At 58.7% G+C, this 14,166-nt stretch carries 28 protein-coding genes; all 28 read left to right on the forward strand.

Going from position 1 to position 14,166, the window contains the following annotated elements; genetic code table 11:
- Positions 1–288 precede the first annotated feature (288 nt).
- Positions 289–489, forward strand: a complete 201-nt coding sequence (locus tag ABFD92_20935) for a hypothetical protein (GenBank protein ID MEN6507008.1) — start codon at positions 289–291, stop codon at positions 487–489.
- Between the two features lie 112 nt (positions 490–601).
- The gene (locus tag ABFD92_20940) at positions 602–1,528 is read left to right on the forward strand and encodes a hypothetical protein (GenBank protein ID MEN6507009.1); all 927 of its coding nucleotides are present in this window, start codon (positions 602–604) and stop codon (positions 1,526–1,528) included.
- Between the two features lie 15 nt (positions 1,529–1,543).
- Positions 1,544–1,744 carry a hypothetical protein gene (locus tag ABFD92_20945; GenBank protein ID MEN6507010.1) on the forward strand — a complete coding sequence of 67 codons (201 nt, stop codon included), beginning with the start codon at positions 1,544–1,546 and terminating at the stop codon, positions 1,742–1,744.
- Between the two features lie 115 nt (positions 1,745–1,859).
- Complete coding sequence (locus tag ABFD92_20950) at positions 1,860–2,867, forward strand: hypothetical protein (GenBank protein ID MEN6507011.1); 1,008 nt, start codon at positions 1,860–1,862, stop codon at positions 2,865–2,867.
- A 15-nt stretch (positions 2,868–2,882) separates the two neighbouring features.
- Positions 2,883–3,326, forward strand: a complete 444-nt coding sequence (locus ABFD92_20955) for a hypothetical protein (GenBank protein MEN6507012.1) — start codon at positions 2,883–2,885, stop codon at positions 3,324–3,326.
- Positions 3,327–3,397: 71 nt separating this feature from the next.
- The gene (locus ABFD92_20960; protein ID MEN6507013.1) at positions 3,398–3,748 is read left to right on the forward strand and encodes a hypothetical protein; all 351 of its coding nucleotides are present in this window, start codon (positions 3,398–3,400) and stop codon (positions 3,746–3,748) included.
- Between the two features lie 8 nt (positions 3,749–3,756).
- Positions 3,757–4,191, forward strand: a complete 435-nt coding sequence (locus ABFD92_20965; protein ID MEN6507014.1) for a hypothetical protein — start codon at positions 3,757–3,759, stop codon at positions 4,189–4,191.
- Entirely contained in the window at positions 4,188–4,610 is a 423-nt protein-coding gene (locus ABFD92_20970) for an ASCH domain-containing protein (GenBank protein MEN6507015.1), read from the forward strand. The genes ABFD92_20965 and ABFD92_20970 overlap by 4 nt, the downstream gene beginning before the upstream one ends.
- 486 nt (positions 4,611–5,096) lie before the next feature.
- Positions 5,097–5,852: a hypothetical protein gene (locus ABFD92_20975; GenBank protein MEN6507016.1), complete on the forward strand. Its 756-nt coding sequence runs from the start codon at positions 5,097–5,099 to the stop codon at positions 5,850–5,852.
- Positions 5,853–5,881: 29 nt separating this feature from the next.
- Complete coding sequence (locus tag ABFD92_20980) at positions 5,882–6,055, forward strand: hypothetical protein (protein MEN6507017.1); 174 nt, start codon at positions 5,882–5,884, stop codon at positions 6,053–6,055.
- Positions 6,056–6,059: 4 nt separating this feature from the next.
- Positions 6,060–6,257: a hypothetical protein gene (locus tag ABFD92_20985; protein MEN6507018.1), complete on the forward strand. Its 198-nt coding sequence runs from the start codon at positions 6,060–6,062 to the stop codon at positions 6,255–6,257.
- Positions 6,254–6,979 carry a phosphoadenosine phosphosulfate reductase family protein gene (locus tag ABFD92_20990; GenBank protein MEN6507019.1) on the forward strand — a complete coding sequence of 242 codons (726 nt, stop codon included), beginning with the start codon at positions 6,254–6,256 and terminating at the stop codon, positions 6,977–6,979. Before ABFD92_20985 ends, ABFD92_20990 begins: the two co-directional genes overlap by 4 nt.
- Positions 6,980–6,981: 2 nt before the next feature.
- Complete coding sequence (locus tag ABFD92_20995; GenBank protein MEN6507020.1) at positions 6,982–7,257, forward strand: DUF559 domain-containing protein; 276 nt, start codon at positions 6,982–6,984, stop codon at positions 7,255–7,257.
- Between the two features lie 160 nt (positions 7,258–7,417).
- Positions 7,418–7,657: a hypothetical protein gene (locus ABFD92_21000; protein ID MEN6507021.1), complete on the forward strand. Its 240-nt coding sequence runs from the start codon at positions 7,418–7,420 to the stop codon at positions 7,655–7,657.
- Positions 7,658–7,835: 178 nt separating this feature from the next.
- Positions 7,836–8,105: a hypothetical protein gene (locus ABFD92_21005; GenBank protein MEN6507022.1), complete on the forward strand. Its 270-nt coding sequence runs from the start codon at positions 7,836–7,838 to the stop codon at positions 8,103–8,105.
- A gap of 214 nt (positions 8,106–8,319) precedes the next feature.
- Positions 8,320–8,865 (forward strand): hypothetical protein, encoded by a 546-nt coding sequence (locus ABFD92_21010; GenBank protein ID MEN6507023.1) that lies wholly within the window; start codon positions 8,320–8,322, stop codon positions 8,863–8,865.
- Positions 8,858–9,622: a hypothetical protein gene (locus ABFD92_21015; GenBank protein ID MEN6507024.1), complete on the forward strand. Its 765-nt coding sequence runs from the start codon at positions 8,858–8,860 to the stop codon at positions 9,620–9,622. The genes ABFD92_21010 and ABFD92_21015 overlap by 8 nt, the downstream gene beginning before the upstream one ends.
- On the forward strand, positions 9,619–9,885 hold the full coding sequence (locus tag ABFD92_21020; protein ID MEN6507025.1) for a hypothetical protein: 267 nt from the start codon (positions 9,619–9,621) through the stop codon (positions 9,883–9,885). Before ABFD92_21015 ends, ABFD92_21020 begins: the two co-directional genes overlap by 4 nt.
- 170 nt (positions 9,886–10,055) lie before the next feature.
- The gene (locus tag ABFD92_21025; protein ID MEN6507026.1) at positions 10,056–10,211 is read left to right on the forward strand and encodes a hypothetical protein; all 156 of its coding nucleotides are present in this window, start codon (positions 10,056–10,058) and stop codon (positions 10,209–10,211) included.
- A gap of 190 nt (positions 10,212–10,401) precedes the next feature.
- Entirely contained in the window at positions 10,402–10,611 is a 210-nt protein-coding gene (locus tag ABFD92_21030) for a hypothetical protein (protein MEN6507027.1), read from the forward strand.
- On the forward strand, positions 10,608–10,832 hold the full coding sequence (locus tag ABFD92_21035; GenBank protein ID MEN6507028.1) for a hypothetical protein: 225 nt from the start codon (positions 10,608–10,610) through the stop codon (positions 10,830–10,832). Before ABFD92_21030 ends, ABFD92_21035 begins: the two co-directional genes overlap by 4 nt.
- Positions 10,833–11,033: 201 nt before the next feature.
- The gene (locus tag ABFD92_21040; GenBank protein MEN6507029.1) at positions 11,034–12,278 is read left to right on the forward strand and encodes an FtsK/SpoIIIE domain-containing protein; all 1,245 of its coding nucleotides are present in this window, start codon (positions 11,034–11,036) and stop codon (positions 12,276–12,278) included.
- A 91-nt stretch (positions 12,279–12,369) separates the two neighbouring features.
- A complete protein-coding gene (locus ABFD92_21045; GenBank protein MEN6507030.1) occupies positions 12,370–12,765 on the forward strand; it encodes a hypothetical protein in 396 nt (131 codons plus the stop codon).
- 26 nt (positions 12,766–12,791) lie between these two features.
- Entirely contained in the window at positions 12,792–13,010 is a 219-nt protein-coding gene (locus ABFD92_21050) for a hypothetical protein (protein ID MEN6507031.1), read from the forward strand.
- 2 nt (positions 13,011–13,012) lie between these two features.
- Complete coding sequence (locus ABFD92_21055; GenBank protein ID MEN6507032.1) at positions 13,013–13,219, forward strand: hypothetical protein; 207 nt, start codon at positions 13,013–13,015, stop codon at positions 13,217–13,219.
- Positions 13,220–13,374: 155 nt separating this feature from the next.
- A complete protein-coding gene (locus ABFD92_21060; protein MEN6507033.1) occupies positions 13,375–13,584 on the forward strand; it encodes a hypothetical protein in 210 nt (69 codons plus the stop codon).
- Between the two features lie 59 nt (positions 13,585–13,643).
- Positions 13,644–13,949 (forward strand): hypothetical protein, encoded by a 306-nt coding sequence (locus ABFD92_21065; GenBank protein ID MEN6507034.1) that lies wholly within the window; start codon positions 13,644–13,646, stop codon positions 13,947–13,949.
- A complete protein-coding gene (locus ABFD92_21070) occupies positions 13,946–14,134 on the forward strand; it encodes a hypothetical protein (GenBank protein MEN6507035.1) in 189 nt (62 codons plus the stop codon). The genes ABFD92_21065 and ABFD92_21070 overlap by 4 nt, the downstream gene beginning before the upstream one ends.
- Positions 14,135–14,166: the final 32 nt, after the last annotated feature.

Below are 14,166 nucleotides of genomic sequence, written 5' to 3' on the forward strand. Positions count from 1 at the left end.
AACAAAAAGCGCCGCCGTGCCAACGCACGACAGCGCCTATGCGGTTTGTCAAGCCCCCTTGTGCCTTTTGCACACATAATTCCCATGCCTAGAGTATAGCATACCGCCGGCCCGCTGTCAATAGGTTTTGCGCCCAATAGCGTGTAATGTTCTTTGATTTCCTGCTACAGGATTTCAACAAGTGTATCGAAAACTGGCCCGAAATTGGCCGTTATGTATATTGACAATTCGCTGAAAATAAATTATAATAGCAGTACACTTAGATGGGGGGGATAAGATGAACAACAGATGAACAACAAAGAGACTGGAAATCCGTACCGCAACCAAGAAGGGGTAAAGCAGCTCACCCTGTACCTGTCGCCGGAATCTCAAGGCGACCTGGACGAAATCAAGGGCTATTACGGCATCAAGAATAACACTGAGGCGATGCGCTTCTTGATCCGCCAAGAGGCCCGCCGACTCCGCCCGCTCGTAGCGGAGTCGAAATGACCGCCATCATCATCCTGGGCATCGCCGCCATACTGAGCGCGCCGGCCATCATCTGGCTCAAGACCCGCCGCCGGCACTATGTCGAAATCAGACCAAAGACAAGGGGAGAGAAATGAAAGAGGCGTTTAAGTCTTTCAACTTTCGAGCTGACACACTGGAAACAATCGGGCAAGTCAACGGCATCCTGGTAGACTATGCCAAGCAGGGGTTTGTCTTGACCGTCCGTCAACTCTATTATCAGCTTGTATCCCGTGGCTACATCCCCAACAACATCCGGTCCTACAAGCGGATCGTCGGGGTTGTGGGGGATGGCCGGCTGGCCGGGATGATCGACTGGGCAATGATAGAGGACAGGGGCCGGGATGTTCTGTACCCGGCACACTGGGACACTGTAGCCGACATCGCCCACGCAGCGGCAGCGCAATTCAGGATCGACCGCTGGCAAAACCAGGGCGTGCATATCGAGGTAATGATTGAGAAAGACGCCCTGGCCGGGGTGCTGCAACCAATCTGCCGGGAACTGGACATCAGGCTCTCGCCCAACCGGGGATATTCCTCACTGAGCGCCCTGTACGAGCACGCCCAACTCATGCAGCAAATGAGCCTGATCAACGGCAAGGATGTACACCTGTTTTACCTGGGCGACCACGACCCGTCAGGGCTGGATATGGACCGGGACATCGCGGATCGACTGAGGATGTTCACCAGCGGCACGCGGATATACTTTGAGCGCCTGGCCTTGACCGAACCGCAGATCGAGGAATACGACCCACCCCCCAACCCCGCCAAGGAATCAGATAGCCGGTTCCTGGCCTACGTCGAGGAGCACGGAGACGAGTCTTGGGAGCTTGACGCCCTTGACCCGGTGCTGCTCAGGGATTTGGTCAAGGACGCCGTTCTGGAGTTGCGCGACGAGGAAGCCTATCAGCGGGTAATGAGCCGCGAGGAGCCAATGAGGGCCGAGTTGGAAGATTTCGCCAATGACTGGGAAGCACGCAACGACGAGGGCGAGATCGAGTATATGCAAGTTGACCTTTAGGCGAAGGGGTGAGAAATGACCGCATCAGAGCTTTTGAGTGAAGGATACCGACCAGGCGCGCCGACGCTAGACGCAGAGGCGATTGACGAAGCGCAGACGCACGGAATGACCTGCCGCAAGTGTGGCGGGTTGGTGCGCTACGAGGGCTGGAGCAAGGTGGGCAGCTATCGCGCCCTTGCCGTCTGCTGCAAGTGCGGGCACGAAGAGGAGTTCTAGTGAGCAAGCATAGCCTGTACCTGGCGCTGTTTGCCCTGAGAAGCAAGGGGAGGATCAGCCGGGCCGCGTTTCTGAAAGCGTGTGCCAGGCTAGACGAAATCAAGGAGAGAGAACGATGAGCGACGAAAAAGCACTGACCACGACAAGTCAAGCAAGCGCCCTGGACGTGTACGGCAGCGGCACGGACATCAAGACCCTGGCAGAGCGGATCAAGCTGTGCCTGCCAAACGGAAACAAGCTCCAGGCCAATGAGGCGCTTGCCCTGGCGCAGTTGGCCGTTGCCTACGAGCTGAACCCGTTTAATGGCGAGGTCTGGTACATCCCCGGTCGCGGCACAATGGTCGGCATCAAGGGGCTCCGCAAGGCCGCCCGCAAGCAGGGCAACTATTGGCCGGCCTTTGACATCATAGGCGAGCAGGAAAAGGCGCAGCTCGGCATCCCCAAGGAGGCGGTCGCCTATCGGTGCAAAATCTACCAAACCGACCTGCTCCGCAAGGCCGCCGAGGCGATCGACCTGCTGACCAGGTCCGGCATGAAAGACGCCTTCGAGGTGTACGCTTACCGGCCGGCCGAGGGCATCGGTTACGGGATACCAAGCGAGGATTCCCGCATGAAGTTGGACCAGCGCGCGCGCAAGCGGGCCGAGGCTGATGCGCTCAAGGTCGCATTCGATCTGCCGTTCGCCTCCGAGGTCGGCAACGGAGATCGGGTCGGCTACGTCGACGCCGAGTGGACGGATGTATCGGACCAACAGCAACCGGGCCAATCCGGTCCCAAGTGGACGCCCGAAGTCGTCAACGCCGGCGAAGAGCCGCCCGCCAAGCCAGAGCCGCCCAGGCCGTCGGCATTCCCGTCCGGCCCGATCCCCTGCGAGCCGTCAAAATTCTTTGCCGCCGTCAACAAGGAAACCAACTTTTACTACCGGAACCTGTCGCACCTGGCCAACGCGCTCAAGGGCGACATCGGCCGCACGGCATGGCCGGCGACGAAAGACGTAGACGCATGGGGCGAGTGCTGGGCCGCTGCCGTCAAGCACGCGGAGAGCAAGCGCCAGGAAAGCGAACCGCCCACCGAACAGCCGCCGCTCGTCGACGACAACGGCGACCTGCTGCCGCCGCTTTAGGAAAGGGGAGAAACGATGGACCTAAACGATTCTGTCAAGTATCTGGCCCAAGCCAGAAAAGAGGCCGCTGACGTAAGGGCGGAGGTTGAGGCCGCCCAGGCCGCACTTGAAGCGACCACGGAATGGACCACGCTGCAAACCGAAAAGGCGCGGCTGGCGCGATACGCACTCGCTGAATCTGAGGCCGATGCCAACCTACGCGAGCTGGCCCGCAGTGTCTATGAAAACAGCGACGGCAATAAGCATCCTCACCCGGCCGTCACCGTCAAGCTATTTGACGTGCTGGTATATGATCCGGGGCAAGCCAAATCCTACGCCATCGCCCATCTGCCCAACGCGCTCAAGCTGGACGCCAGGGCATTTGAGAAGGCGGCCAGGGTGCTCGGCCTTGATTTCGTGACTATCGTTACGGATGCGCGGGCGACCATTGCCACGGACCTTTCGGAGTGGGTAGCATAGGACCATCACCGGGCGGGCGGCTCGGCTTGGCGGCTGGTAGCTGCCCCGCCCGGTTTTGGTAAAGGTGACACATGGCAAACAGAAATCCGGCAGGTGTATGGCACAATCCCGACTGGCTCACAGAGCAGCGCGTGGTGCGCGGCTTGACCACCTACGAGATCGCGGATCTGGCCGGTTGCAGCCGGGCATCGGTGGAGCGCGAATTGCACCGCATTGGCCTGTTGCCCGACCGCGAGCGCAAAGAGCCGCCGCCGGTGGTTGCTGTTCCGGTTGTGGACGATGAGCCGGACGATGAGCCCGAGCCGCCGATGGTGGATTGCCTGGATTGCGACCGGCCCGAAGGCAGCGGCTGCGACGGGTGTGCGCTGGCGTATGAGATGCAGGGCGAGTTGTGGGTGGACGTGCGGGCGGTGCGAGGATAACTGTGGTTATGGGTGCTAAAACGCTCACGCTTGACGAGCGGGCGCGGCGACGCGCCAAGCGCAAAAGCAATCAGGTCAAGAGCAAGTATCCTCTCTTGGCGCAGGCCGGCGTAGTAGAGGACTGGATGACTACCACCGACGAAGCCAGAGAACAGATCGAGCGGTTTGACCAAGCGGCAGCGGAATGGGCCGCGCAACGTGCCAAGAATAGGGAGGATGCCTTACAGTTGGCGGCGGAGCTTCGTGCCCAGGTGGCACAACGGGTGGACGCTGACACGCTGGCCCTATACGACGAACATCTAGCCAGGGTCTACCCGCCAGATTACGAGGTTGGATTCTGGCAGAGAGTACTAGATGGCAAGTTTGACATTCACGACTGGTTAGCTTGCATAGAGAACATCCGGGCATTGGGCAAATCTCATCAAGGGAGCGAATGGAAATGAAAGCTCTGACACTCTGGCAGCCGTGGGCGTCAATGGTCGCCCTGGGCTACAAGACAATCGAAACGCGGTCGTGGGCCACAGATCATCGTGGGCCACTGGCAATCCACGCGGCCAAGGTTATGCCACATGAGGCGGAGTTGGCCTGTTATGAGAACGAGACAATCTACAACATCCTACAGCGCAACGGGCTGACGGTCTGCAACCTGCCACGCGGCTTTGTCATCGCTATCGTAAGGCTGCACACCATCCAGAAAACGGAGGACGCCTTGGCGCTAGGGTTGGTCAACGACGTTAATCTGGCGCTTGGCGACTTTGCGCCCGGTCGCTATGCCTGGACGCTGAACAATATAACGGCAGTAGAGCCGGTGCGGTCCATCGGCGGTCAGCGAATATGGAACTTTGTTGAGCCTGGCGATTAGCACTCATAATCATCATTAACCAGGCGAGAGAGATGACCACAACACAGCCGATCCGATATTTGACAACGTGCGCGAGGTATGCTAGAATGTACCTGTCAGGGGCGAGCGGTTGTTTCTTTTCCAACAGAATACAATGGGCATCAGCCCCGTACCGAATGGCCGCCGCTCCTGACAAGCGAAGGTTTCTCGGTGCGGGGCTTGCTATTTCTGGAGGGTGGACGTTGGCGCACAAACAGACACGCAACGCAAAAAGTCAGGAGTTGGCACGCAAGCGAATTATAAAGGCGCGAGGCGAGAGCTGTGAAGATTGCGGCAGAGATGGCCCCATTGAACTACACCATAAGCAACGAGCAGTCGATGGTGGCACCTTTGCCGATGATAACCTTATTCTATTGTGCTCCTCTTGCCACTTGAAGGCGCATGGACAACAACGACATAGGCGATGGTACGACGACGATCCACGCCTAGCAAGGATGTTAGGCTAACATGAGAACCTGGATCAAACTTTACACCGAGATCCTACGAGACCCAAAGATGGGCAGGCTGACCGATCGGCAAGGATGGACATTCACCCGCTTGCTATTGCTTGCCGGGACCGTTGATGGTGGCACACTTGGCAGCCTTGAAGATATTGCTTGGAGCCTCCGCATACAGCCCGTCGATCTTTCCGACGATCTCGCCGTTTTGTCAGAGTTGGGCATGGTGGAACAAAGCCAAATCGGAGATTGGACCGTTGTGAACTTTGAGAAACGACAAGCCCGGCCACCCAGCGCAGAGCCCGAAGCTGTTACCGAGCGAGTGAAACGGCACCGGGAGAACATGAAACGAGAATGTAACGAGGATGTAACGACCCTGCAACGAGGCGTAACGCCCTCAGATCCAGAAGCAGATCAGATCCAGAGCAGAAGCAGACAAGATACAGAGGCAGAAGCAGACACAGATCAAGCGCCGACCAAAAGCCAGAATCTGCCTGCTGATGCTGCCCTTCGGGCATTGCTTGCCTTGCCTGACATGGATGAGGCCGTCGCCCAAGAGCTGCTAGAACAGCACGAGCCCGGGTACTGCCTGGCCTGGGCGCAATATGCCGCGAGCCAGGGCAAGCTGGAAAACCCGGCCGGGTACTGCGTCAAGGGCATCCGATCCAAGCGTGAGCCGCCGGCGCCCCGCCAGAAATCGCCGCCGAAAAACAAATGGCTGGCACAGATCACGACCGGCCAGTATGCCGACATAATCAGGCATTGAGAGATCATAAATCCTGAAAGGAGATCGAAATGGCACAAGGTCAATTCACAAAAGAGGAAGCACGGGAAACCAAAAAGGCAGTTGAGGAAATGTTCGATGCCCTGCCCAAGAGCAAGCGGTTTGACTTTATCGGGCACCTCAACGACGTGATGCTCTTCCTGGGTGCGGCTGAAAAGGCCGCGCCAGGCGAGATGGTCCAATAACACAATGACCGCCGCCCTGTCCGCCCTGCTCAAAGCCCAAGCGCGCCTATGGCTGCTCACCGAGCAGCTTGACCCGGCGACCGACCCGGCGACGCTGGAACGGCTGGCCGCAGACGTGCGGCAGATCGTGGCCGAGTCCGAAGGGCTACAGGCGGCAGCGGAAGAGCAGCCGCGATTGTTTCCGAGGGAGTGGGTGGGATGACCGAGATGATCAGCTTTGGAGCGGGCGTCAATTCTGTCGCCATGACAATAATGCTGATAGAGCAGGGCTGGCGCGGGCCGGTGGTGTTCGCTGATACTGGCGGAGAGCACCCGGACACCTACTGCTACCTTGAGTATTTCGAGCGCGACTATCTCAAGCCGCGAGGGATGGAGATCACCCGCCTGGCACCTGGCAGTGAATGGCACGAACCGCGCCAGAATTGCAGCCTGTATCAGTTCTGTTTTGACCGGGGCATCATCCCACTGGCTATGACGAAATGGTGTTCTGTAGAATGGAAACAGGAACCGCAACGGCGCTGGCTTGAGGCGCATGGCATAACGACCAGGCTGATCGGTTTTGCCCTGGACGAAAGCAACCGGGTTAAGGACTATCCCGGCCTTAGTTATCCGCTGATCGACGCTGGCATCACTCGCGCCGAATGTGGGCGCATCATTCAGCGGGCAGGGCTGCTTGCGCCCAAGAAATCGGGCTGTTTCTACTGCCCTTCTCAGAGCGTGGCGGCGTGGCGGGCGCTTCATTACGAATACCCGGACCTGTACGAGCAAGCGATCGCGCTTGAGGAAAACGCCACAGCTCGCGCCGGGCAAGTCGTGACATTGGACGCTCACGGTATCAGTTTGCGGCAACACCTAGAACGCCGCTGGCAAGGGCAGATGGAAATGGACCTGTCCGACTGGCTGCCCTGCGCGTGTAGGCTATAGCCATGACGCCCTACTGCCTACGCGATTTTGTGCCAGAATACCGATTCGACCTGACCCGGCGCTGGAGATTCGACTTCGCTGACGTTCGGCGCAAAATAGCGGTCGAGCTGGAGGGTGGAGTCTGGGTGCAGGGCCGCCATGTTCGCGGCAAGGGCTACGAAAACGATTGCCGCAAGTACAACGCCGCGGCGCTGCAAGGCTGGACGGTGCTGCGGTTTACAAGCGGCATGGTGAAGGACGGGACGCTGGAAAAGACGATTGCGGAGGCGCTGAGATGACCCATCGCGGCTTTTGCGCTCACTGTGGCATTTGGAGCGACCGCCTTGACCGGGCCGGCTGGTGCCCGGAGTGCCAGCGCGAATTGGCAGACGGCAAGCGGCGCTGGTACTGGGATGCGCTGCCGATGTTAACGGCGAGGTTGACGAAAGGGGAGGGAGCATGAAAACCACGAAAGCGGAACGCGACGAAATCAGGCGCCAGATTGCCGAGGCCGACAACGCCGGCAACGGCTTGGAGCTGCCGCCGGGTGGGGGGATTCTAGCCGAGGCATTGGATGATCTGGACGAAGCGACAGCAGCACTGCGCGGGCTCTATGGCACCGTCTCAGTCAAGCCGACATGGGAGCGCCAATGGCCGCATATCGCCGCGCTGGTCAAGGCAGTATTGGAGGCAGAATGAAAACACGTTCAGTGAGAATGTCCCTGGTTAACGCTTGCGAGGTTGGAAGTGACTTTGTATATGACTGGCTGTGCTCCCTGTCATACATCGCACTGTATGCCGTCACGAGCATCCTGGTTGCACCAGTCAACGCGGCATACCTGGTATTCAAGCGGCATAAAAGCCTGTGGCTGAAAGAATGACCAGCCTCGACTACCTCAAGCCGCTGTTGATTCAAGCCCTGCGCCACGCCCGCTATTGGATGCGAAAGCATGACGCCGGCACAGCGGCGGGCGGTGTGGCGGATGATGATGGAGGGGGAACGGTGAACACACTACAGATTTGCGGGCTGGCTGTCTCAGTGGCGATCTTTGCCGCAATCGGCCTCGCGTTTATCTTTGGCTCTTGCCGGTTGTCGGGCGATGCCGATGATGAGGCGGATCGGCAGTTGGAGGAGATGCGGAAATGAGCGACGCAATCACCACGACAGCAACCAGGGAGTTAGAAAACCTATGCCCGTCATGCCTGCATTTTCGCGGCGGGATAGTTTGCGCCGCAAATTGCCTGATAGTCTATGCCGGCGAAGTGGTAAAAAGGTGCGGGTGGTATCAGCGGGCGGTGTTCACCTGTCCAAAGTGCGGGACGCCGATACAGTTGAAGCTAGACATGAAAGGCGGGCAGGAATGATGATACCGACTAATGAGCAAGGGGTTGTTGCGCTATTCTCAGAATATGCGGGCGAGCTTGGCTACATCTTCAAGCGTATCCAGGCCGGATGCCCGGATGCCATAATGGAAAAGGACGGAAGCGAAGTCAGGATCGAGTTTGAGTTCAACGCCTTAAACTTCAAGAAACACGGTCACGATCAGGCAAAAGTTGACATGATCGTCTGCTGGAACGATGACTGGCCAGGTAGTCCGATCCCGGTCTTGTCTTTACAGATGTACCTTACCCTTTATCGGGGCAGGGCGCCAAAAGAACCGGCCTGGCTGCGGTTTCTGAATTGGCTACAACTGGTCAAGACTGCAAGGATGGCAAACCTCGTTGCCCTGCAACTTGCTTGTCCTGTTTGCAGTACCGCTATGGCACCACGGACAAAATACGCTGACTGGACATGGGAACACGCAAACGGCGACATACTCCGCAACGGCATCATTTTCCGCACTTGCCCCAAGTGCGGATATACCGAATCCGAGGCGACATTCAGGGAGGATTTAGGCGATGACTAAGGCCAAGTGGTCAACTGTTGCCCTGTGGGGCGTCTATGTCGCCTTACTCCTGGTCCTATTGCCGCACACGGCCTGGGCGTTCAGCCTATTTGAGCCGAAAACCACATTCGGTCAAGTCGTCGGCTGGTTCGCTGCCGTCTCTTTTGAGTTCGCTATCCTGGTCCTGACCCACAAGCTGGCAAGGCATCTTGAGACCGTGCCGAACCGGGGCGACGCCAAGCGCAAGTTTCAGCGGCGATACCTGAACGCCTATGCGGCCGGCCTGGCGGTCGCCATCTCCGTATCGGCCTTTGCCAACGTCGCTCATGCAGTCGAGTTCGGCGGGAAAATGGCGATATTCGCCGGCTGGCCCTGGGGGTTCGTCGTCTATGTCGCTGCCTTCGGTGGTATCCTGCCGCTAACCTCGCTCCTGTTCGCCCGCGTCCTGTCCAACGTCGCAGATACCGAACAGGAAACAGACCCGGAGGTGCTAGACCTTCGGGCCAAACTGAAAGAGGCGAAAGAGACGTTGACAGAGGCTGGGCGCAAAGTGCAAGAGATCGAGCGCCGGGCGCAAAAGGCCGAAACAGAGCTGGCTATCACCGGACGGCTGTTCACTGGCGACAAGCGGGATCGGATCGTCGCCGCACTGGAAACATGGCCAGCCCTGCCATCTTCGGCGGTTGCGATTATCACCAGATCGTCTGCCTCTTATGTTTCGGAGGTTGTCAACGGCAACGGGCACGAGCGGGTGCAAGTACAGGAGGCGCAAGAATGAACGAAGCGTTGCCGCTGCTATGCTCACAGCTTTACGAACGATGGCAAAACCAAATGGTGGAGGCATACCGGCTGGCTGACATCCTACAAGTGGATCGAGATCGGCTCTATACCGACATCATGGCCTGGGTGCAAAGGAACCCGTTTGACTTTGACACCGGACTGCGGATAGTGAAGGCATTTGGACCGCAAGTATTCAGTAAGCAGTATGACAGCATAACGGCCCGCGCATTGGCGGCACAGGAGGCGCAAGGTGCCAATTAGTGTAGCCCTGGTTATCAGATGCGACAAGTGCCAAGCATTCGTCCTGTCGTATGCCAAGAACACGAGGTCAGCGGTAAAGGACGCGCAGCGAGAAGGATGGGAAATCCGCGGGCTAGTATGTCATTGCCCGGAGTGCATATTGAAAGTGCAAGGCATAATGGAGGCGCAAGATGCCTAGCCACACCGCAACCGAAAAGGAAACGCCGACCTATCAGGCGCTTGTGTTGCAGGCGCTCAAGCACGCCAGATCGTGGATGCGCTACCTAGGGCTGACAGCGGAGCAGCGCCGGGCGGTGTGGAAGATGATGATGGAGGGGGAGAGATAATGTATCTATCGGGTGGATCGGGAATAGACCATTACAGGACGCTAACCTGTGCCAAGTGTCCATATTACTACAGATTTCAGGACGAACAAAGAGGCTGGACAGTATGGCGGCACATTTGCGAAAAAGACCCAGACCGCAAGCGACAGATTTGCGCCAACGCCATGCGCCGCGCACCCGATAGGCCGAATTGGTGCCCAAGAGAGGCGCAACCGTGACCCGCGACGATTGGCCCGACGGCGCTGACTGGCGACTACCGTATCTGTCATGGAACCTGCCGAAAGACGATGACGAGGCCGCCGCGGAGTTCGAGCGGCTGCACGGCAAGCCGCCCGAGTTCGTGTGGGCCACGAAACACGGCGGCGGGGTATTGCGGGCTGGGCCGGTGAAGGTGGTAGAATGAGCGAACAGGGCAAGGTTGCTTGTAGGGAGTGCGGGCTGATCGTGGATGCCAGCGACCGCAAATACTGTCCAGATTGCCGCGCCAGGGGCTATTCCAGAAATATACTAATGAGCCTCAAGGAATTGAATGAATCCATTATGAGAAACGAGGCGTGGGGATTTCTTGACTATGCCGACAAGGTGCGTAGCGTAAGGGACAAACTGGCGAAGGCGCAACCGTGATCCGCGTCAAGAGCGGCAACCGGGTTCGGTACGTGAGCCGCCGGCCCTGGCGCGCTAGGCTCGGCTGGCTCATGGCCGCGCTGATACCGCTTGGCGTGGTGGTGGTTGTGGCGTTGACGAAAGAAGGGAACTATGGACGGTAGGGATACACTCTTGAGAACTTGGGCGCAATCGGTAGCCCAAGCCGCCGGGCAGGGAGCGTTGACCGGCAAGCAGATTCAGATCAGCAACGTTGACTACATCGCCGGGCCTCGGGCCGGCGCCATCCTGCTGTATGCCGGCCTGGACGCTGACAAACTGCTTGACGTAATGCTCAAGTCTGAAATGGCAAAACTGCGCCAGCTCGTGCCGTGGGATTTCCCCGGCGACCCCCAAGCATACATGGCCGGGCGGGCCGTGCGACTTGAGGCGGGCTGGCCGAAAGGGTACGCTGAAACGATGGTCCGCTTGTCGCAGCTTGGGCAGCACGTCAAGCACGTCGATCAGGATGGGCGCTGGATTGTTGGCAAAGACGAATATGGCCGGACGGTTGTCGCCGGCCTATCCGATGCCTCGCCTCACTTCCTGATAGCCGGTCAGTCAGGCAGCGGTAAAAGCGTTGCCCTGCGCGGCGCGGTGACACAGCTTGCCCGCGACCCACTCAACCGCGTCATTCTGTGCGATGGAAAGCACGGCGAAGGGTTGTCGGCACTCTCTCGCTTGTCCGTCGCTCCTGTAGCCGACGATGGCGCAACCATCCGATCCGCGCTCAGTTGGGCCTGTACCGAGATGCGCCACCGGTACGAGGCGGGCGGGCACGAGGGCCGGATCGTCGTGGTCTTTGACGAGTTCCAAGAGTTCGCCAAAGACGCCGCCATATCTGGGCTGATGGCACGCATAGCTGCCCAGGGTCGAGCCGCCGGCGTCCACCTCCTGGCCGCCACACAGCACCCGTCAGTTGACAGCTTTGGCGACAAGGGCACTAGGAGAAACCTGTCGGGCAGAATGGCCTTGAGAGTAGGCGATGCAGAGGCGAGCCGGGTCGCTGTTGGTGGGTCGAATCCTCGCGCCGATCGGCTGTTCGGCTGCGGCGACTGTTACGCCGTCGGGCCGCAGAATATCAACCGTGTCCAGGTCGCCTATGTGGACGCAGATGACATAAACAGGGAGCCTGGAAGAGAACCGGAGTTCGTCGAATGGCCGGTCTTTACGCCGGAAGAGATCGGGCAAGACATCCCAGGACCGGGCCGGCCGGTATCGGTATTCACCAACGACCAGATCGCCGTCGCGCTCATATCGGCGGCGATGGGCGAAGGGCGCGGCAAGTTCGAGGGCAGGTTGAGAAAAGCGGGATTGCAGGTGCCGGGAACCGACAACTTGCGGCGGTTGTTGGAGGATGGAAAAGCCATTCGCAACCGGCTTGACTCGCTGGTAGAATGGGAAATATCGGGAGAGGTGACTGACTGACCGGAAATCCAAACACACACCCGCGCCGGGCCTGATACGCTCGATCTGGCGGTGAGTGTGTCAAATCCGGTCAGTCAGTCAGGAAAGGAGCATGATGGATTGGAAATCGACGGCAATCAAAGTCACGAGTGGCATATCCTTTCTGATTGGCGTTGTGGGCCTGGCCTGGCTCGGCATGGAAAAGGTTAGCCCGGACGCCGCCCGGTTCTGGGCGCTGTTGTCAACGGTCCTGCTCATAGCCGGCGCGCCGTTGGCGTTCCTGGCCGGTGTGCGATACGGGCACGCTGAATCGAAGGGCGCAATCACCGGCCTGGATATGGGCGTGTCCAGGGTACAGCAGGCGGCGGCTCAGGCGGCGAGCCTGGGCCTGTCTAACATAAGAACGACCCGCGAGATCGTCCGAGAGACGCCGCAATCCGTGTTTGTCCTGCCGCCGATAAGCGCGGCCCGGCAAATAGGCAGCGGGCAAGAGATCGTAGAGGTATAGCCGGTCAACCCGGCGAAAGGAGAGCGATGATCGTTATCAGTGGTAGAACCTATCGAATCTGGTCTGCGCTGACCATCACCCTGGCCGTGGTGCTGACGGCGCTGATCCTGGGTGGGGTGCTGCGGCTGTGCGGGGTGGACTCGCGGCCGCTGGCGGTCGGGATTGGCTGCGCGCTGCTGGCGTGGCTCGTTACCGTGCCGGTGTTTCTCGTGCTATTGGAAGATGTGGAGCGGCGGAGGGGGTGAGCATGGCGCTTGACCTGTGGTTTAAGGACCAACTGAAACGGACGATCGATAGCAAGGCGCAGGCGGTCGCTAGGCTGCCGGTCAATGACTATCGGCTGGGCTACGAGGATGCGCTGGACGACTTCCGTAAAGAGTTTGGCTTGGACGACATAGACGCCCGCCTAGCGCATTGGCAGGTAGTCAACGCAGTGCCGATAGAGGGGAGGTGATAATTGCAGGCTTGGCGCGGGCCGGGAGCAATCCCGGCCCTTTTTGTTGCCAATGTTAAAACTTTCGATTTGGGGCAAAATTGGTCCGTTTACCTATTGACAAATCATACATTGTATGCTATTATATAGTCAACAAATAGAGACAGGAGAGCAAGATGGAAAACAGATTTCAGACCAGAGTTAGCAAAATAGAGGACTTTTCAACAGCCAAGCCGGTTTTTACCGAAGCTGATTTGACCGCTAATGGAAAGCCAACCGGGCTTTTCGTGTACTACCAGGATGGCGGGCTTTACATCGTAGCGGCGGCAACGCTGGCCCGCCTTCTCAGGAAATCCGGCTTCACCGTTGACAACCGGCTGGTATAGCACCACCAAACACCGCGCAGGCCCGGCAGGCGCGGGGAAGGGGCCAACAGGGGGAGAGGATGGCACACACGACAGGGCCGTTTACAATTGAAGCGACGCATTACGGCAAGCAAAACCAAGTCAAACTTGAGATAATGAGCCCGTATGGGCCAGTGGCACATATCTACAATGGCGGACTGTGGGACCGGGCGCGCTATGTTATGCCGGCAGCAGATAACGCCCACCTGTTCGCCGCCGCGCTCGATCTACTGGAAGTCGCTAAAATGCTGGCATCGCTAGAATCCGCTGACGGCGGTCGCACGTTCCCGACAAAAGAAATGTGCGCCGCTGCCCGCGCCGCTATCGCCAAGGCGGTGCCCCAATGACCAAGCACATCCAGAACGCTAGCAGGGTGGGCATCCTGCTAGACGGTGAGGACAAGGCCAACGCGGCGCTTATCGCCAAGGTGTACCGGACCTCGAACAGCGGCGCGGTACGGATCGCGCTGGCAGAGGTGGCGGAGAGGTTGCGATTGCATAGCGACTACGTGCGGCCATATGTGGAGGAATGATGGACATAACGCGGATTATGAGTTCAGGAGGA

Source organism: Planctomycetaceae bacterium, from assembly GCA_039680605.1.
Classification (GTDB): domain Bacteria; phylum Planctomycetota; class Phycisphaerae; order SM23-33; family SM23-33; genus JAJFUU01.